Here is an 18,749-nt window from a genome sequence, read left to right as displayed (position 1 = left end):
CCATTGCCCCGCGTGGCCACGCCCCACTTCGCGCCCGTCCCGGGCGCGGGGGGCTTTCCGGCCCGGGGGGGGCCGCAACCCCCCCCCCGCCCCGGTTCCGTCCGTATCACCAGCCCTGTCGGCCGACCCCGCCCGTCGGCCCCGCCTACCAGCCCCGTTCGCGCCAGGCCGGGAGCTGGGGGCGCTCCGCGCCGAGTGTGGTGTCGTCGCCGTGTCCCGGATAGACCCAGGTCTCGTCCGGCAGCCGGTCGAAGAGCTTCGTCTCGACGTCGTTGATCAGACTGGCGAAGGCCTCCGGGTCCTGATGCGTGTTGCCCACGCCGCCCGGGAAGAGGCAGTCGCCCGTGAAGAGGTGCGGGTGCCCGTGCGGGTCGTCGTAGACCAGCGCGATCGAGCCCGGCGTATGTCCCACGAGATGGCGCGCGGTCAGCTCGATCAGTCCGACCCGGACCGTGTCGCCGTCGTCCACCAGCACCTCCGTCGGGACGGGGATCCCCTCGGCGTCGAACCGTCCGGCGAACGTCTCGGCGCCGGTTGCGGCCACGACCTCGGCCAGTGCCTGCCAGTGGTCGGCGTGCCGGTGGGTGGTGACGACCGACGCGATGCCGTCGTCACCGATCAGCGTCAGCAGCGTGCCCGCGTCGTTCGCCGCGTCGATCAGCAACTGCTCCCCGGTGGCCCGGCAGCGCAGCAGATAGGCGTTGTTGTTCATCGCGCCGACGGCGACCTTGGAGATCATCAGGTCGGTCAACTCGTGCACATCGGCCGGTCCGTCGAGCTTCACGGCTCCGCTGTAGGTCATACCACTCAGCCTATAGCGGCGGCAGTACGGGCAGTGAGGAGTCCGACGACTTGAGCGCCGACCCGTCGCGGCGGCCGGCGAGCCAGCCCATGAGGTCGGCCGCCGGACCCGTGACGGCCGCCGGGGCGCCGTCGGCGCGGCCGGTGCGCCAGGTGCGTCCGCCGGGCGAGGTGAGGGCGAGCGGCGGTACGTCCGGGTGCCCGGCGAAGCGCTCGGTGAGGAAGTCGATCTCGCGGTCGGTGAAGTCGTCGGGGAGGTCTTCGAGCTCCCGGCCGATGTTCAGGTCGACGTGGTGGAGCTCGATCTCGACGAGCCTGCGGAACGGGAGCCGCGCGGCGACGTCCGTGACCCCGTTGCGCAGCTCGACGGTGCGTGCCCAGTCGGCGGGGACGGCCGCCACCCGCCGGAAGTGCTCGGCCGTGGCGCGTACGTCCGCGACCTGGACGTCCAGGGGCCGGGGGGCGTCCCGCGCGATGTCCGTGTCGCGGGTCACGTCGTCCGGGTACATCGGCCGGCCTTCGAGGACGTTGACGAGTGCGTCGCCGTTTCTGGCGAGATGGGCCAGTACGTGACCCCGGCTCCAGCCCGGCAGCCGTGACGGCTGGCCCAGGGAGGCGTTGTCCAGCCCGGCGGCTGCGGTGAGGAGCCGCTCGGTCGCTTCATGTAGGGATTCCAGGTCGCGCACATGATCCAGCATGGCGCCGACCCTAGCCCCACCACACCTTCGGGTGAAGGAGTCCGTAAGCTGCCGTAAATCGAATGCGCGTGCTATAAGCTCGTGAGAGGCATCCTGACCAGGAGCCCTCGCCACCCGGTGCCCCAGTGACCCGGGTCATTCCACTTGGCAGTCCATCGCTCTGGCGACCCCCATTACTCTGGAACGGGGGCTCCGCCCCTGCTTCTCTCCAGAAAGGTGCGGACCGGCGTGGCCGACCGTCTCATCGTCCGTGGCGCTCGCGAACACAATCTCAAGAACGTCTCGCTCGACCTCCCGCGTGACTCGCTGATCGTCTTCACCGGGCTCTCCGGGTCGGGCAAGTCCTCCCTCGCGTTCGACACGATCTTCGCCGAGGGGCAGCGCCGCTATGTCGAATCGCTGTCCTCCTACGCCCGGCAGTTCCTCGGCCAGATGGACAAGCCGGACGTCGACTTCATCGAAGGCCTTTCGCCGGCCGTCTCCATCGACCAGAAGTCGACCTCCCGCAACCCCCGGTCGACCGTCGGCACGATCACCGAGGTCTACGACTACCTCCGGCTGCTCTTCGCCCGTATCGGCAAGCCGCACTGTCCCGTCTGCGGCCGGCCGATCACCCGCCAGTCGCCGCAGGCCATCGTGGACAAGGTCCTGGAGCTGCCCGAGGGCAGCCGCTTCCAGGTGCTGTCGCCGCTGATAAGGGAGCGCAAGGGCGAGTTCGTCGACCTGTTCGCGGACCTCCAGACCAAGGGGTACAGCCGCGCACGGGTCGACGGCCGGACCATTCAGCTGAGCGAGCCGCCGAAGCTCAAGAAGCAGGAGAAGCACACCATCGAGGTGGTCGTCGACCGTCTCACGGTGAAGGAGAGCGCCAAGCGCCGGCTGACGGACTCCGTCGAGACCGCGCTCGGGCTCTCGGGCGGCATGGTCGTGCTCGACTTCGTGGACCTCCCGGAGGACGACCCCGAGCGCGAGCGGATGTACTCGGAGCATCTGTACTGCCCGTACGACGACCTGTCCTTCGAGGAGCTGGAGCCCCGCTCCTTCTCCTTCAACTCGCCCTTCGGCGCGTGCCCCGACTGCACGGGTATCGGCACCCGTATGGAGGTCGACCCCGAGCTGATCGTCCCCGACGAGGAGAAGTCGCTGGACGAGGGCGCGATCCACCCGTGGTCGCACGGCCACACGAAGGAGTACTTCGGCCGGCTCATCGGCGGACTGGCCGAGTCCGTCGGCTTCCGTACGGACATCCCGTGGGCCGGACTGCCGCAGCGCGCCAAGAAGGCGCTGCTGTACGGGCACAAGACCCAGGTCGAGGTGCGGTACAGGAACAGGTACGGCCGCGAGCGGGCGTACACGACCCCGTCCTTCGAGGGCGCGGTCTCCTTCGTGAAGAGGCGGCACTCCGAGGCGGAGAGCGACACCAGCAGGGAGCGCTTCGAGGGCTATATGCGCGAGGTGCCCTGCCCGACCTGTCACGGCACGCGTCTCAAGCCGCTCGTTCTCGCGGTCACGGTCATGGACAGGTCCATCGCCGACATCTCCGCGATGTCGATCAGCGAGTGCGCCGACTTCCTCGGCAAGATGACGCTGAACGCCAGGGACAAGAAGATCGCCGAGCGGGTCCTCAAGGAGGTCAACGAACGGCTGAGGTTCCTGGTCGACGTCGGTCTGGACTATCTCTCGCTCAACCGCGCGGCGGGCACACTCTCCGGCGGCGAGGCACAGCGCATCCGTCTCGCCACCCAGATCGGCTCCGGTCTCGTCGGAGTGCTCTATGTGCTGGACGAGCCGTCCATCGGCCTTCACCAGCGCGACAACCACCGGCTGATCGAGACCCTCATCCGGCTGCGCGACATGGGCAACACCCTGATCGTCGTGGAGCACGACGAGGACACCATCAAGGTCGCCGACTGGATCGTCGACATCGGTCCGGGCGCGGGCGAGCACGGCGGCAAGGTGGTCCACGCCGGCACGTTGAAGGAGCTCCTGGACAACGAGGAGTCGATCACCGGCCAGTATCTGGCGGGCAAGAAGGTCATCCCGACGCCGGACGTCCGCAGGCCGGTCGACCCCGGACGCAGACTCACGGTGCACGGCGCGCGGGAGAACAACCTGCGGGACATCGACGTCTCGTTCCCGCTCGGTCTGTTCACCGCCGTCACGGGTGTCTCCGGCTCCGGCAAGTCGACGCTGGTCAACGACATTCTCTATATGCACCTGGCCCGTGAGCTGAACGGCGCCAAGTCGGTGCCGGGACGCCACACCCGGGTCGACGGGGACGACCTGGTCGACAAGGTCGTGCATGTCGACCAGTCGCCCATCGGCCGTACGCCCCGGTCCAACCCGGCGACGTACACCGGGGTCTTCGACCATGTGCGCAAGCTCTTCGCCGAGACGATGGAGGCGAAGGTCCGCGGCTATCTCCCCGGGCGCTTCTCCTTCAACGTCAAGGGCGGACGCTGCGAGAACTGCGCGGGCGACGGCACGATCAAGATCGAGATGAACTTCCTCCCCGACGTGTACGTCCCGTGCGAGGTCTGCCACGGAGCGCGCTACAACCGGGAGACCCTGGAGGTCCACTACAAGGGCAAGTCCATCGCCGAGGTGCTGGACATGCCGATCGAGGAGGGGCTGGAGTTCTTCGAGGCCGTCCCGACGATCTCGCGTCACCTCAAGACCCTCAACGAGGTGGGCCTGGGCTATGTGCGGCTCGGTCAGTCCGCACCGACTCTCTCGGGCGGCGAGGCGCAGCGCGTGAAGCTGGCCAGCGAACTCCAGAAGCGGTCCACGGGCCGCACGGTGTATGTGCTGGACGAGCCCACCACCGGGCTGCACTTCGACGACATCAGCAAGCTGATCACCGTGCTGTCCGGGCTGGTCGAGAAGGGCAACACGGTCATCGTCATCGAGCACAACCTGGACGTCATCAAGACGGCCGACTGGGTTGTCGACATGGGGCCCGAGGGGGGCAACGGCGGCGGGCTCGTCGTCGCCGAGGGCACACCGGAGGAGGTGGCCGGGGTCTCCACCAGCCACACGGGCAAGTTCCTGCGGGAGATCCTCGACTCCGAGCGCATCAGCGAAGCGGAGTCGGGCCGGACGAAGTCGTCGGGCCGTAAGGCGGCGGCGAAGACGACAGCCGCCAAGAGCGCCGGCAATACGGCGAGCAGGACCGCGGGCAAGGCCACGACGAAGGCCGCGGCGAAGACGACCGCGGCCAAGAAGACGGCCTCGCGGTCCCGTAAAGCCTGACGGCGGAAGGCCGAGGCGTCACCGGAGGGCGCCTCGGCCGAACGTATGCGCGGGATCTGGGTCAGAATGGGCACCTTCCATCAATCGGCAGGATGCGAGACGAAGGTGTCCGAGCAGCAGCGCGGTGAAAGCGCTTCCGTGGTCCGGATCATGGCAGAGGTCCTCGGAGCCGATGAGTTGAAACCCTCCGACAGCTTCTACGACTTCGGCGGGACGTCCCTCCAGGCGGTACGCATATGTACCCGCGTCAAGAGAGAGCTGGGCATCCGGGTCTCTCCCGACACGGTCTTCGACAGCGAGACGGTCGCCGACTTCCAGGCAGCCGTGATGGCCCGCGGCGAAGCCGTCTGACTGGGACGGGGACCGACTTCTCATGTCCCGCATGTCCCTCACGTCCCGCCCGCATGACGGGCGGCTCACCGGTACGCGGCTCATCCACGAGGCCGTCGAACGGCAGGCGAGGCTGCGGCCCGACGCGACAGCGCTCGTCTTCGCGGGCCGGCGTGTCAGCTACCGGACGCTCGACCTGGCCGCGGAGGCGTACGCCGTGGAGCTCGGCCGCCTCGGTGCCGGCCCCGGGCGGCTGGTGCCCGTACTGCTGCCACGCTCGCCCCAGTTCGTGGCCGTCCTCCTGGCCGTACTCAAACGCGGTGCCGCCTACGCGGCGCTCGATCCGAAGCTCCCCGCCGACCGGCTGCGCACCGTGCTCGGCATGCTGGCGCCGCCCGTCGTCGTGGCCGCACCGGCCGACGGCGCGTCCCCCGAGGTGGACGCCGACGGCCGCGCCGTATGGCGGCCACCCGTCGAAGAACTGACCGCGGTGGCCGAACGGGCACCGGACCCCCGGCCCACAGAGCCGACGGAGAAGGCGGAGAAGACGGACGGCGGGCACGGGGCCGTGCCGGCCACCGTGTTCTTCACCTCGGGCACCACCGGCACCCCCAAAGGCGTGCTCTCCCCGCACCGCGCGACCACCCGCCTCTTCGGCCCGGACAGCTTCGCCGACTTCGGCCCCGGCCGTGTGATGCCCCAAGCGGCTCCCGTCTCCTGGGACGCGCTCACCCTCGAACTGTGGAGCATGCTGACCACCGGCGGCACGGTCGTGCTCGTCGACGGCGACTACTTCCTCCCCGACGACCTGGCCGAACTCGTCGAGAACACCGGCCTGGACACCGTCTGGCTCACCGCCGCCCTCTTCAACCTCTTCGTGGACGAGGACCCCGACTGCTTCACCGGACTGCGCCAGGTCTTCACCGGCGGCGAGCGCCTCTCCGCCCCGCACATCCGCGCCTTTCTCGCCCGCCACCCCGGAATCACCCTGCTCAACGGTTACGGCCCCGTCGAATGCTGCGTCTTCGTCACCACCCACCGGATCCGACCGGCCGACTGCGAGGCCGAGTACGGCATCCCGCTCGGCACGGCCGTCCCCGGCACGGTGGTGCATGTTCTCGACGGCGACCGCGAGGTGCCGCCCGGCGCGCTTGGCGAGATCTGTGTCTCCGGGGAAGGCCTGGCCGACGGTTACCTCGGCAACGAGCGCGCCACGAAGGAGAGTTTCACCACGTTCGACCCCGGCACCGGCCCCAGGAGGATCTACCGCACCGGCGATCTCGGCCGGCTCGACGCCGACGGGGTGCTGCACTTCCACGGTCGCGCCGACCGGCAGATAAAGATCTCGGGCCATCGCGTCGAGCCCGCCGAGACCGAGGTGGCGGCCCTGCGTCTGCCGGGGATACGGGAGTGCGCCGTGGTTCCCGTGGCTGGTGGGAGCGGTGCGTACGAACGACTGGCGATGTTCTACACCGAGGACCCGCTCGGCGGGACAGACGGAGAACGCGCTGCCCCTACGGCGGTCGACACTGGTGAGGCGGAGCCCGACGCCGTGCGGAAAGCGCTCGCCGCCGTACTGCCGCGCGCCCAGGTGCCGGACGAGGTACGGCGCATCGTCTCCTTCCCCCGCACCCCCAACGGAAAGATCGACATCGCCGCACTGTTGGACCTGCCGGGCTGAGAGACGCATGATCGGTGTCTGAATATCGCCGCACCGGCCTCGTCCGCCACCCCCAGAGGTCCGTCCCAGTCGTTCGCACCACGAAGCGAGAAGCGATGGAACCGCGTACCTACCCGATGTCGTTCGAGCAGGAGTCGATCTGGCTCAACGACCAGTACCAGCAGGGCACCTCGCGCTATCTGGAGTCGTGGGTCCACCGGCTGCGCGGCCCCCTCGACATCGTTGCCGTCTCGGCCGCGCTGACCGGCATCGTGGCCCGGCACGAGGCGCTGCGCAGCCGCCTGGTGCTGGTGGACGGCGTACCCCGGCAGATCGTCGTCCCCCCGGCGCGGGTCCCGGTCGACGTACGGCGGATCGCGGCGGACGAGCGGGAAACGGCGCTCAGGGACGCCGTCACCCGGCAGCTGGACCTGGCCGACCCGCCGCTGCTCAAGGCCACGCTGCTGCTGATCGGCCACGGTGACGCCGAGGACGGCGCCGCGACCGCCGAGGACCGCGACCCGGGCCCCGGCGCCGACCAGGAGTCCGTGCTCGCCGTCGCGATCCACCACGCCGTGATCGACGGCTGGTGCTTCAGCCTCCTGGACGAGGAGTTCGGCGAGCTGTACCGCGCGGAGGTGGAGCACCGGGCGCCCCGGCTGCCCGAACTGCCCCTCCAGTCCGGGCCGTACGCCCAGCGCCAGCGGAGCACCGGCGGCGAGGACCGCGCCCTGCTGGTCGAACACTGGCGCGCCGAACTGGCCGGCGCCCCCGACGAGTCGTCCTTCCCTGCCGACCGTCCGCGCCCGCCCGCCCTCAGCCACCACGGGGGCCAGGTCGAGTTCACCGTCGACGCCGCGACCGGAGCGCGAATACGCCGCCTCGCCGCCCGGCTGCGCACGACCCGCTTCGTGGTCCTGGCCGCCGCGCTGACCGCCCTGATCGGCCGCCACACCGGCCAGGACGACCTCGTCATCGGCACACCGGTGTCGCGCCGCGACGAGCCGGAGACCGAGGACCTCATCGCCTGTCTCACCGACGTGCTGCCGCTGCGCGGACGCCCGCGCCACGACCGGTCGTTCACCGACCTGGTCCAGGAGATGAAGCACCAGGTCAGATCCGCCGTCCGGCACAAGGACGTGCCGTACGGCCAGCTGGTGCGCGAACTGGGGGTGGACCGCACGCTGAGCCGGTTCCCGCTGTTCCAGGTGGTGTTCGCGGTCGACGACGCGCCCCCCTCGGCGCTGTCCCTGCCCGGTGTCGAGGCCGAGCGCGTCCAGGTGCACGGCGGTACGGCCAAGTACGACGTGTTCCTCCATCTGATACCGGAGGGCGACGGATACCGCGCGCTGTGGGAGTACTCCGCCGATCTCTTCGACCGGGCGACGGCCGAGCGGCTGGCGGCCCGGTTCCGTACGTTCGTCGCCGACGCCGTCGCCCGCCCCGAGACCGCGCTCCAGGACCTCGCGGTCATGCCGACCGACGAGGAGCGCCGGGTGCTCACCGAGTGGGCGCACGGCGCGCCCCCGCCCCCCGAAGTACCGCTCGTCCACGAGGCGTTCGCGCGCTCGGCCCGGCTGACGCCGCACGCCCCGGCCGTCGTCGCGCACGGCCGGACCCTGTCGTACGCGGAGCTGGACGCCGCCGCCGACCACGTCGCCGCGGCGCTCGTCGCACGGGGCGCCGTACGCGGCCCCGTCGGCGTCTGCCTGGAGCGGACGGCGCATCTGCCGGTGGCTGTCCTCGGCGTGCTGAAGGCGGGTGGCAGCTGTGTGCCGGTCGACCCGGACCATCCGGCGGAGCGGATCGCGTTCACGGTGCGGGACAGCGGGATCGAGGTCCTCCTCACCCAGCGCGCCTGCCGGCCCGTCGAACTGCCCGCCGGTGTCGAGGCGGTGCTCGTCGACGAGCTGCCGGACGAACTCGACCCGGCGCGGCGCGACCGGGTGGCGCCCGTCGTCCCGGTGGCCCCCGACGACCTCGTGTACGTCATCTACACCTCGGGCTCGACGGGTCTGCCCAAAGGCGTCGCGATGGAACACGGCCCGCTCGCGAACCTGATCGAGTGGCAGCGCCGCAGGTCGGCGACAGGGCCGGACACCAGTGAGGGGGCGCGGACACTCCAGTTCGCGCCCCTCGGCTTCGACGTCGCGTTCCAGGAGATCTTCGCGACCTGGGCGGCGGGCGGCGCGCTCGTCCTCGTCGACGAACAGGTCCGCAGGGATCCGCACCAACTGCTCGACCTGATCGCCTCGGAGCGGATCGAGCGGCTGTTCCTGCCGTTCGTCGCACTTCAGCAGCTGGCGGAGTACGCGTGCGCCACCCGCCGCCGCTGCGAATCTCTCAAGGAGGTCCTCACGGCGGGGGAGCAGCTCCATGTCACGCCCGCCCTGCGGCAGTTCTTCGGCTCGCTCACCCTCGCCACGCTGGAGAACCAGTACGGCCCCTCCGAGACCCATGTCGTGACCGCGGAGCGGCTCGGTCCCGACCCCGCCGCCTGGCCCGATCTGCCGAGCATCGGACGCCCCGTCGACGGCGCGACGCTCGTGCTGCTGGACCGGCGGCTGCGGCCCGTGCCGACGGGCGCCGTCGGTGAGATCTGCGTCGGGGGGCCGGTGGTCGCGCGCGGCTACGCGGGACGCCCCGAGCTGACCGCCGAACGGTTCGTGACCGGTGACATCCCCGGCACGGACGCGAGGGGAGGCAGCCGGTTCTACCGCACGGGCGACCTGGCGAGGCTGCTGCCCGACGGCCGTATCCAGTACGTGGGGCGGGGCGACGGCCAGGTCAAGATCCGGGGCCACCGGGTGGAGACCGGCGAGGTGGAGGCTGCCGTACGCGCCCAGCGCGGAGTGGCCGACGCGGCCGTCGTGGCCCAGGACCTCGGTCCGGGAGCGGGCAAGCGGCTCCTCGCGTACTACATCACCGGCGATCCGTCGGCGGCGGGCCCGGAGGAGATACGGCGGGCGCTCCGTGCCCGGCTGCCCGAACCGCTGGTCCCGGCGCGCTGCGTGGCGGTCGACCGGTTCCCGCTCACGGCGAGCGGCAAGGTCGACCGCGCCGCGCTCGCGGAGCGGGCCTGCCACGGCGGGAGCGACGCCCCGGGGACCGCTGCGGCGCCGCGTACCGCCACCCAGGAGCGGATCGCGCGCCTGTGGTCGGAGCTGCTCGGCCTCGGCCCCCTCGGTGTGCACGACGACTTCTTCGCCCTCGGCGGCGACTCCCTGCTGGCGACCCGGCTCGTCCTGGCGCTCCGGGAGGAGACCGACGTACAGGTGCCGCTCCGTTCGATCTTCACCTCGCCGACCGTCGCGGGCCTGGCCGCACTGGTGGACGACGCCGAGAAGAAGAGGCGGGAGGGACGGAAGGACGCCGTGGGCGCCACCTCCGTAGGAGGGCGGGGTATGCCCGTGCTCGGCGACGACATCCGGCTCGCGCCCGACATCGTTGCCGAGGCCGAGGTCCACAGGGTCGTCCCCGACCCGGAACACGTCCTTCTCACCGGAGCCACCGGCTTTCTCGGCGCCTTCCTCCTGCGGGAGCTGCTGCGGCGGACCGACGCCACCGTCCACTGTCTGGTGCGCGGCGGCGACCGGCCGAACGCGGAGAAGAGACTGCGCTCGGTCGTCGACGCCTACGGCCTCGGCGACCCGTCCTCCGAACACCGCGTCTCGGTCGTCGCGGGCGACCTGGCCCGCCCCCGGCTGGGCCTCTCGGCGGCCGACTTCGACCGGCTCGCCCGGACCGTCGACGCCGTCTACCACGCCGGGGCGGCGGTCAACCTGGTCTACTCCTACGAGCAGTTGAGAGACACCAACGTGCACGGCACGCAGGAGATCCTGCGGCTCGCCGCCCTGCACCGCACCGTGCCCGTCCACCACATCTCCACCGTCGGCGTCTACGGCGGTGGTTCGGCGGGCAGCGCGGTCGTCGCCGGCGAGGGCTCCGTGGCGGGCCGGCCCATCCGCCCCGAGGACCCGACCGGACCGCTCGCCGCGCTCGAACACGGCTACACCCAGAGCAAATGGGCGGCCGAACAGCTCGTGGAGGCCGCGCGCGACCGGGGGCTGCCCGTCTCCGTCTACCGGCCCACCCGGATCACCGGCGAGTCGGCCACCGGCGTCTGCCAGACCGGCGACTTCATGTGGCTGCTCCTCAAGGGCTGCGTCGAGGCGGGTGTGGCGCCGTCGGGCGTCGACACCGCCTTCGACCTCGTTCCGGTGGACTATGTCAGCGCCGCCGTGGTGGAGCTGTCCCGCCAACCCCGGTCGGCCGGGCGGACGTTCCATCTCGCGGGGGAGCGCCCGCTGCGCATGGACACCGCCGTCGCGCGCCTGCGCGCGCTCGGCCACGCCGTCGCGGACGTCCCGCCCGCCGACTGGCTGGCCGCCACCGAGTCGGATCCCGGCAACGCTGCTTTCCCCCTCCTCGCTGCCATGGCCGCCGAGACACGCGGAGGAGGGTCGGAGGGGAGCGCGCGCTTCGACGCGCGGGACACCCGGCGTGCGCTGGCGGGTACCAGGATCGTCTGCCCCGAGATCGACGAAGAGCTCTTCCGTACGTACGTCGCGTACTTCACCCGCACCGGCTTCCTGCCGCCGCCCGCGTCCCCCCGGGCCGCTCCCGCCGACACCGCCGCCGCCCCGGGCCCGCTCCCGGCCCCGTCTCCGGCCCCGCCCCCGTCGTCGGTGCCGAGGTCACAGCCGCAGCCGAAGCCCCGTGCGACCCCGCCCCCGACTCCCGCTACGCCACCTCGGCCTCATAAGGAGGTTCCGCGCCGGTGCGGGAGCAGGTGACGGCGGCGGCCCGCGCGGCGAAGCCGAGGATGTCCCGCCACTGCCCCGCGTCGAGCGAGTCGATCGCCGCTTCCGACAGGGCGTCGCGCACGCCCAACTGATGCAGCAGCGCGGCGTTCACGGTGTCCCCGGCGCCGATCGTGTCCACGGGGTCCACCGGGGCCGCCGGTACGCGCACCTCCAGCCCGGCCCGCGTCCGTACACCCAGCCCCTCGGCGCCCCCGGTGAGGACCACGGCCGCGGGCCCGCTCGGCACCCCTCCCAGCCAGCGCGCGTCGTCCTCGGAGAGCTTCAGGAGCGACAGGTACGGCAGCCACCCCGCGAAGCGCGCACGGTAGGCGTCGGCGTCCGGGATCAGGGGCGGCCGGATGTTCGGGTCGAGCAGGGTGAACAGGCCGCGGTCCGCCTCCCGGCGCAGCAGCGCCTCGTACGCGCTCGCGCCCGGTTCGAGCACGAGCGAGCAGGTGCCCAGGGCGAGCGCCCGTGCCGACGGCGGCAGTTGGGGCGGCAGCTCGAAGAGCCGGTCGGCGGTGCCCTGCGCGTAGAAGCCGTAGCCGGCCGAACCGTCGCTTCCCAGGGAGGCGACGGCGAGCGTCGTCGGTTCGGGACCCCGCTGTACGAGGGAGGTGTCGACGCCCGCCGACCGCAGACCGTCCAGCAGAGCCGCGCCGAAGCCGTCCGTGGAGACCCGTGAGCAGAAGGCGGTGGGCGAGCCGAGGCGGCCGAGGGCGACGGCGGTGTTGAACGGGCCGCCGCCGAGCCGGGGCAGCAAGGGGGGCGGCGACGGCAGCGGCCCCCCACGGGCGCCGGCCCCACCACCGGACCCGCCCGCGCGGCCCTCGGCGCCCGGCTGCGGGACCAGGTCGATCAGTGCCTCTCCTGCGACGACGATCACGCCGCCGAACGTAACCCATCGTCCCCACACGCGACAGCGTGTGCGCGGCCGGCCCCGTACGGTGCGCGGCCGTCCGTGCGCGGTGCCGGGGCACGGTCAGCGTCCGGTGCCCCCGCCGGGCGCCGGAATCGCCACGGGTAGGGTCGATGACAGCGCCAGCCTTCCGACCAGTGGAGACACCATGCCCGCCCGGCCCACCCCCCGTCGTACCGTCCTGAAGGGGGTCGCCCTCGCCGGCGCGGCCGGTGCCGGCGTGGCCGCGTGCTCCACCGAGTCGAAGCTCGGCCACGCCGAGGAGCCCACCCCGACGGCACCGGTCGATCTCGGCGCGGCGGACGCGGTGCCGGTCGGCGGTGCGAAGCTCTACCGGGAGGCGCGCCTGGTGGTGAGCTGTCCCGCCGAGGGCCAGTACAAGGCGTTCAGCGCCCAGTGCACCCACGCGGGCTGTCTGCTGGAGAAGCTGGAGGGCAACGAGGGCAACTGCCCCTGCCACGGCAGCCGGTTCGACGTCACGACGGGCAGGGCGACGAAGGGCCCGGCGACGGTGCCGCTGCCCGAGGTGCCGATCAGCGCGAAGGACGGCAGGCTCGTCGCGGGCCCGGACGCCTGAGCGCCCCCTCCCGGACCGCACGACACCCTCTCCGACCCCACCCGGCGCGGCCACACTGTCGGTGCCCGGAAGTAGGGTGGAAGACATGGCCGACCCCTCCAGCTACCGCCCCAAGCCGGGACAGATCCCCGACTCCCCGGGGGTCTACAGGTTCCGCGACGATCACCGCCGGGTGATCTACGTCGGGAAGGCCAAGAGCCTGCGCCCCCGGCTCTCCAGCTACTTCCAGGACCTGGCGAATCTTCATCCGCGCACGCGCACGATGGTCACCACGGCGGCCTCCGTCGAGTGGACGGTCGTCTCCACCGAGGTCGAGGCGCTCCAGCTGGAGTACTCGTGGATCAAGGAGTACGACCCCCGGTTCAACGTCAAGTACCGCGACGACAAGAGCTATCCGTATCTCGCCGTCACCCTCAACGAGGAATTCCCGCGCGTGCAGGTCATGCGCGGCGCCAAGAGGAAGGGCGTGCGCTACTTCGGTCCGTACGGCCATGCCTGGGCCATCCGCGAGACCGTCGACCTGATGCTCCGGGTCTTTCCCGTACGGACCTGCTCCGCTGGGGTGTTCAAGAACGCCGAGCGCACCGGCCGGCCCTGTCTCCTCGGCTACATCGGCAAGTGCTCCGCGCCCTGCGTCGGCCGTGTCACCCCGGACGAGCACCGCCAACTGGCCGAGGAGTTCTGCGACTTCATGGCCGGCCGCACCGGCGCTTACATCCGCCGTCTGGAGCAGCGGATGGCGGACGCCGCCGAGGACATGGAGTACGAGAAGGCGGGCCGGCTGCGCGACGACATAGGGGCGCTGCGCCGGGCGATGGAGAAGAACGCCGTCGTCCTCGCCGACGCCACCGACGCCGATCTCATCGCCGTCGCCGAGGACGAACTGGAGGCGGCCGTACAGATCTTCCACGTCCGCGGCGGCCGTGTCCGCGGCCAGCGCGGCTGGGTGACGGACAAGGTCGAGGAGGTCGACACGGCGGGCCTGGTCGAGCACGCGCTCCAGCAGTTGTACGGAGAGGAGATCGGCGACTCCGTTCCCAAGGAGGTCCTCGTCCCGGCCCTGTCGGAGGACCAGCGGGAGACCGACGCGCTCGCCCAGTGGCTGAGCGAGCGCCGGGGCTCGCACGTCTCGCTGCGGATCCCCCAGCGCGGTGACAAGAAGGACCTGATGGCGACGGTGGGCCGTAACGCCCAGCAGTCGCTCGCCCTCCACAAGACGAAGCGGGCCAGCGACCTGACGACCCGCTCGCGGGCGCTGGAGGAGATCGCGCAGGCGCTCGGGCTGGACAGCGTGCCGCTGCGGATCGAGTGCTTCGACATCTCGCACCTCCAGGGGGACGACGTCGTCGCCTCGATGGTCGTCTTCGAGGACGGCCTCGCTCGCAAGAGTGAGTACCGCCGCTTCCAGATCAAGGGCTTCGAGGGCCAGGACGACGTCCGTTCCATGCACGAGGTGATCGGCCGGCGCTTCAAGCGCTACCTCGCCGAGAAGGAGCGGACGGGCGAGTGGACGGAGGAGGAGGGCGCCGACGGGCGGAACGGGTCCCCCGAGGACCCGGCCTCCCCGGACCGGACCGCCCAGCACCCCACGGCCCCGGGCGAGGACGGGCACGACGACCACCCCCTCCAGACGTCCCTCAAGGAGGACGACGGCAGGCCCAAGCGCTTCGCGTACCCGCCCCAGCTCGTCGTCGTCGACGGCGGCCGGCCACAGGTGGCCGCGGCCAAACGGGCCATGGACGAGCTCGGCATCGACGACGTCGCCGTCTGCGGCCTCGCCAAACGCCTCGAAGAGGTCTGGGTGCCCGACGAGGACGACCCCGTGGTGCTGCCCCGCTCCAGCGAAGGGCTGTACCTTCTCCAGCGCGTACGTGACGAGGCCCACCGCTTCGCCATCACCTATCAGCGGGCCAAGCGGGCCAAACGCATCCGCACCAGCCCTCTGGACGACGTCCCCGGCCTCGGCGAGACCCGGAAACAGGCGCTCATCAAGCATTTCGGCTCGGTGAAGAAGCTCCGGCAGGCCACAATCGAGCAGATCTGCGAGGTGCCGGGGCTCGGGCGCAAGACGGCCGAGTCCGTGGCCGTGGCCCTCGCCCGGACGGCACCGGCCGCGCCCGCTGTGAACACGGCGACAGGAGAGATCATGGAAGACGACGGGGGCAGCACGCATGACTGAGCGAGACCGGGACGGAGTGGCGGACGTGAGTACGGGCGAACCGAAGGAGAGCGCGGAGGGGGCGGCACAGGACACGGGCGGGAAGACCACCGGGGAGAACGCCGGGGAGCCCCTCGAAGGCACCGGGAGAACCGCGAGGGCTGAGGGGACCGACGAGTCCGTGGAGCCCGTCCCCGAGCCCGCCATCCCGGAGCTGGTGATCATCTCCGGGATGTCCGGAGCGGGCCGCAGCACGGCCGCCAAGTGTCTTGAGGACCTCGGCTGGTTCGTGGTGGACAATCTGCCCCCCGCCCTGATCCCCACCATGGTCGAGCTCGGCGCCCGCTCGCAGGGCAACGTGGCCCGGATCGCCGTGGTCGTCGACGTCCGTGGACGCCGCTTCTTCGACAACCTCCGCGAGTCGCTCGCCGACCTCGACGCCAAGCAGGTCACCCGGCGCATCGTGTTCCTGGAGTCCTCCGACGAGGCCCTGGTCCGCCGCTTCGAGTCGGTACGCCGACCGCATCCCCTCCAGGGCGACGGCCGCATCGTGGACGGCATCGAGGCCGAGCGCGAGCTGCTGCGCGAGCTGCGCGGCGACGCCGACCTGGTGATCGACACCTCCAGCCTCAACGTCCACGAGCTGCGCGCCAAGATGGACGCCCAGTTCGCCGGCGACGAGGAGCCGGAGCTGCGCGCCACCGTCATGTCGTTCGGCTACAAGTACGGCCTGCCGGTCGACGCCGACCTCGTGGTCGACTGCCGCTTCCTGCCGAACCCGCACTGGGTCCCCGAGCTGCGCCCCTTCACCGGCCTCAACGAGGAGGTGTCGGGCTATGTCTTCAACCAGCCGGGCGCGAAGGAGTTCCTGGACCGCTACACCGAACTGCTCGAGCTGATCGCGAGCGGCTACCGCCGTGAGGGCAAGCGCTATGTGACCGTCGCCGTCGGCTGCACCGGCGGCAAGCACCGCTCCGTCGCCATGTCGGAGAAGCTGGGTGCCCGGCTGGCGGGCGAGGGGATCGAGACCGTGGTCGTCCACCGGGACCTGGGGCGCGAGTGACCGGACGCAACTTCCGGCTGCGACGGCTGCGCAGGGACACGCCCGCGCTGGCAGGCCGGGGCCGCGGCGCCCAGCCCAAGGTCGTCGCGCTGGGCGGCGGCATGGGGCTGTCCGCCTCGCTCACGGCGCTGCGCCGGATCACCGGCGATCTGACGGCTGTTGTCACGGTCGCCGACGACGGCGGCTCCAGCGGCCGGCTCCGGGAGGAGCTCGGCGTCCTGCCGCCCGGTGATCTGCGCAAGGCGCTGGCGGCGCTGTGCGGCGACGACGACTGGGGCCAGACCTGGGCCCGGGTCATCCAGCACCGTTTCCAGTCCAAGGGCGACCTGCACGAACACGCGGTCGGCAATCTGCTGATCGTCGCCCTGTGGGAGCAGCTCGGTGACCATGTCCTGGCCCTGGACCTGGTCGGCAAGCTCCTCGGCGCCCATGGCCGGGTGCTGCCGATGTCGGCGGTGCCGCTGGAGCTCCAGGCGCTCGTACGGGGCCACGACCCGGACCGCCCGGACGAGATCGACACCGTACGGGGCCAGGCCACGGTCGCCCTGACCAGGGGCGAGGTGCAGTCCGTGCACCTCGTGCCGAACGACCCGCCGGCGGTCCCCGAGGCCGTCGCCGCCGTCCTCGACGCGGACTGGGTGGTGCTCGGTCCGGGCTCCTGGTTCTCCTCGGTGATCCCCCATCTGCTCGTGCCCGAGCTGCTCGACGCGCTCGTGGAGACGAAGGCCCGCCGGGTCCTCTCGCTGAACCTCGCGCCGCAACCCGGTGAAACCGATGGCTTCTCACCGCAGCGTCATTTGGAGGTTTTGGGACGACACGCCCCTAAACTCGCCCTGGACGTGGTGCTGGCCGACGAGGCCGCCGTGCCCGACAGCGAATCACTCTCCGACGCCGCGATGCGGCTCGGTGCCGCGGTCGAGCTGGCTCCCGTGGCCCGACCCGACGGACTTCCGAAGCACGACCCGGAACTGTTGGCCGCCGCGTACGACCGTATTTTTCGGATGCATGGAAGGATCGGCCCATGGCGATGACGGCAGCGGTGAAGGACGAGATCGCCCGGCTTCCCGTCACCCGTACGTGCTGCAGGAAGGCGGAGGTCTCGGCGATTCTCCGGTTCGCGGGTGGTCTGCATCTGGTGAGCGGACGCATTGTGATCGAGGCGGAGCTGGACACCAGCATCGCCGCGCGCCGGCTCCGCAAGGACATCCTGGAGATCTTCGGGCACAACTCCGAACTGGTGGTGATGGCCCCCGGCGGGCTCCGCCGCGGCAGTCGCTACGTCGTACGGGTGATTACCGGCGGTGACCAGCTGGCCCGTCAGACGGGACTGGTCGACGGCCGAGGCCGGCCGATCCGCGGACTGCCGCCCCAGGTGGTCTCCGGAGCGACGTGTGACGCGGAGGCGGCCTGGCGGGGCGCGTTCCTCGCCCACGGCTCGCTCACCGAGCCGGGGCGCTCCTCCTCCCTGGAGGTGACCTGCCCGGGACCGGAGGCGGCCCTGGCACTCGTCGGCGCGGCCCGCAGGCTGCAGATCCCGTCCAAGGCGCGTGAGGTACGCGGCGTGGACCGGGTCGTCGTACGGGACGGCGACGCGATCGGCGCGCTGCTGACGCGGCTCGGGGCGCACGAGTCGGTGCTGGCGTGGGAGGAGCGGCGGATGCGCCGCGAGGTCCGCGCGACGGCCAACCGCCTCGCCAACTTCGACGACGCGAATCTCCGCCGCTCGGCCCGCGCGGCGGTGGCGGCCGGGGCCCGGGTGCAGCGGGCGCTGGAGATCCTGGGCGAGGAGGTCCCCGAACACCTTGCCGCGGCGGGCCGCCTGCGGATGGAGCACAAGCAGGCGTCACTGGAGGAGCTGGGCGCGCTCGCGGACCCGGCCCTCACCAAGGACGCGGTGGCGGGACGTATCCGCAGACTGCTGGCGATGGCGGACAAGAAGGCGCAGGACCTGGGCATTCCGGGAACGGAGTCGACGCTGTCGGAGGAGATGGCGGACGGCCTGGTCGGCTGAGACCCCACCACGGGCCGGAGTGCGCCGGCGGGTGGATCGATAACGTCCGTGAGGACGCCCCAGCGAGGTCGCGCCGGTTATGTACGCGCGGATCGGACCAGACCGTTCCGATGCGCCCGGCGAGGACAGGCCGACCGGAACCGTCCGGGTCGGCAACGTCCGCCGGGGACGCCCCGGCGAGGTTGCGCCGACCGGAGCGCGCCGGCCGGGAACGCGTCGATCCCGAATGCGTGGGTCGGGAACGCCGATTGAGGCGGTTGACGAGGACGCGAAAGCTGCGGACGCGCCAGCTGGAGCGCGCTGGCCATGAACGCGCTGATCGGAACGCGCCTCTGCGGTGCAGCCAGCGGGGATGCGTCGGCCGGAACCATCGGGCTCCGGACGCCCCATCGAGTGCGCGGCGGGCCGCGTGTGCGGGCCAGGAATGCGTCGATCCCGAACGGGTGGATCGGGAGCGCCGATTGAGGCGTTTGAC

12 protein-coding genes are annotated in these 18,749 nt (G+C 71.6%); 9 read left to right on the top strand and 3 right to left on the bottom strand.

The genetic code is table 11. The annotated features are described in order from the left end of the window. Nucleotides 1–145: 145 nt before the first annotated feature. Together ACFWU9_RS21135 and ACFWU9_RS21130 are read right to left on the bottom strand one after the other, a co-directional pair. Nucleotides 146–802: an MBL fold metallo-hydrolase gene (locus tag ACFWU9_RS21135; RefSeq protein ID WP_384320551.1), complete on the bottom strand. Its 657-nt coding sequence runs from the start codon at nt 800–802 to the stop codon at nt 146–148. Nucleotides 803–812: 10 nt separating this feature from the next. Beyond that, complete coding sequence (locus ACFWU9_RS21130) at nt 813–1,499, bottom strand: maleylpyruvate isomerase family mycothiol-dependent enzyme (protein WP_384320549.1); 687 nt, start codon at nt 1,497–1,499, stop codon at nt 813–815. A gap of 228 nt (nt 1,500–1,727) precedes the next feature. Here ACFWU9_RS21130 and uvrA point away from each other — a divergent pair, with 228 nt between their 5' ends. The 4 genes from uvrA to ACFWU9_RS21110 all read left to right on the top strand — a co-directional run bounded on the left by uvrA (nt 1,728) and on the right by ACFWU9_RS21110 (nt 11,537). Next, nucleotides 1,728–4,751 carry an excinuclease ABC subunit UvrA gene (gene uvrA, locus ACFWU9_RS21125; RefSeq protein WP_384320547.1) on the top strand — a complete coding sequence of 1,008 codons (3,024 nt, stop codon included), beginning with the start codon at nt 1,728–1,730 and terminating at the stop codon, nt 4,749–4,751. Between the two features lie 105 nt (nt 4,752–4,856). Then, nucleotides 4,857–5,102, top strand: coding sequence for an acyl carrier protein (locus tag ACFWU9_RS21120; protein WP_384320545.1), 246 nt, complete (start codon nt 4,857–4,859; stop codon nt 5,100–5,102). A 31-nt stretch (nt 5,103–5,133) separates the two neighbouring features. Beyond that, nucleotides 5,134–6,762: an amino acid adenylation domain-containing protein gene (locus tag ACFWU9_RS21115; RefSeq protein WP_384320543.1), complete on the top strand. Its 1,629-nt coding sequence runs from the start codon at nt 5,134–5,136 to the stop codon at nt 6,760–6,762. A gap of 95 nt (nt 6,763–6,857) precedes the next feature. Beyond that, nucleotides 6,858–11,537, top strand: a complete 4,680-nt coding sequence (locus ACFWU9_RS21110) for an amino acid adenylation domain-containing protein (protein WP_384320541.1) — start codon at nt 6,858–6,860, stop codon at nt 11,535–11,537. On the opposite strand, the gene ACFWU9_RS21105 is transcribed toward ACFWU9_RS21110, so the two are convergent. Further along, a complete protein-coding gene (locus ACFWU9_RS21105; RefSeq protein WP_384320539.1) occupies nt 11,485–12,432 on the bottom strand; it encodes a carbohydrate kinase in 948 nt (315 codons plus the stop codon). The two genes, ACFWU9_RS21110 and ACFWU9_RS21105, sit on opposite strands and share 53 nt — an antisense overlap. 181 nt (nt 12,433–12,613) lie before the next feature. Between ACFWU9_RS21105 and ACFWU9_RS21100 the strand changes: the two genes are divergently transcribed. From ACFWU9_RS21100 to whiA, 5 genes are all read left to right on the top strand, one after another. Then, the gene (locus ACFWU9_RS21100) at nt 12,614–13,042 is read left to right on the top strand and encodes a Rieske (2Fe-2S) protein (RefSeq protein ID WP_384320537.1); all 429 of its coding nucleotides are present in this window, start codon (nt 12,614–12,616) and stop codon (nt 13,040–13,042) included. 85 nt (nt 13,043–13,127) lie between these two features. Further along, the gene (gene uvrC, locus ACFWU9_RS21095; protein WP_384320535.1) at nt 13,128–15,221 is read left to right on the top strand and encodes an excinuclease ABC subunit UvrC; all 2,094 of its coding nucleotides are present in this window, start codon (nt 13,128–13,130) and stop codon (nt 15,219–15,221) included. Beyond that, entirely contained in the window at nt 15,214–16,263 is a 1,050-nt protein-coding gene (rapZ, locus tag ACFWU9_RS21090) for an RNase adapter RapZ (protein ID WP_384320533.1), read from the top strand. The genes uvrC and rapZ overlap by 8 nt, the downstream gene beginning before the upstream one ends. After that, nucleotides 16,260–17,294, top strand: a complete 1,035-nt coding sequence (yvcK, locus tag ACFWU9_RS21085) for a uridine diphosphate-N-acetylglucosamine-binding protein YvcK (protein WP_384320531.1) — start codon at nt 16,260–16,262, stop codon at nt 17,292–17,294. Before rapZ ends, yvcK begins: the two co-directional genes overlap by 4 nt. After that, nucleotides 17,285–18,274 carry a DNA-binding protein WhiA gene (whiA, locus tag ACFWU9_RS21080; protein WP_023542507.1) on the top strand — a complete coding sequence of 330 codons (990 nt, stop codon included), beginning with the start codon at nt 17,285–17,287 and terminating at the stop codon, nt 18,272–18,274. Before yvcK ends, whiA begins: the two co-directional genes overlap by 10 nt. Nucleotides 18,275–18,749: the final 475 nt, after the last annotated feature.

The sequence above is a fragment of the Streptomyces sp. NPDC058653 genome (assembly GCF_042716895.1).
Classification (GTDB): Bacteria; Actinomycetota; Actinomycetes; order Streptomycetales; family Streptomycetaceae; genus Streptomyces.
Note: the sequence above shows the minus strand (reverse complement) of the source record. Positions and strands in the feature narration are given on the sequence as shown.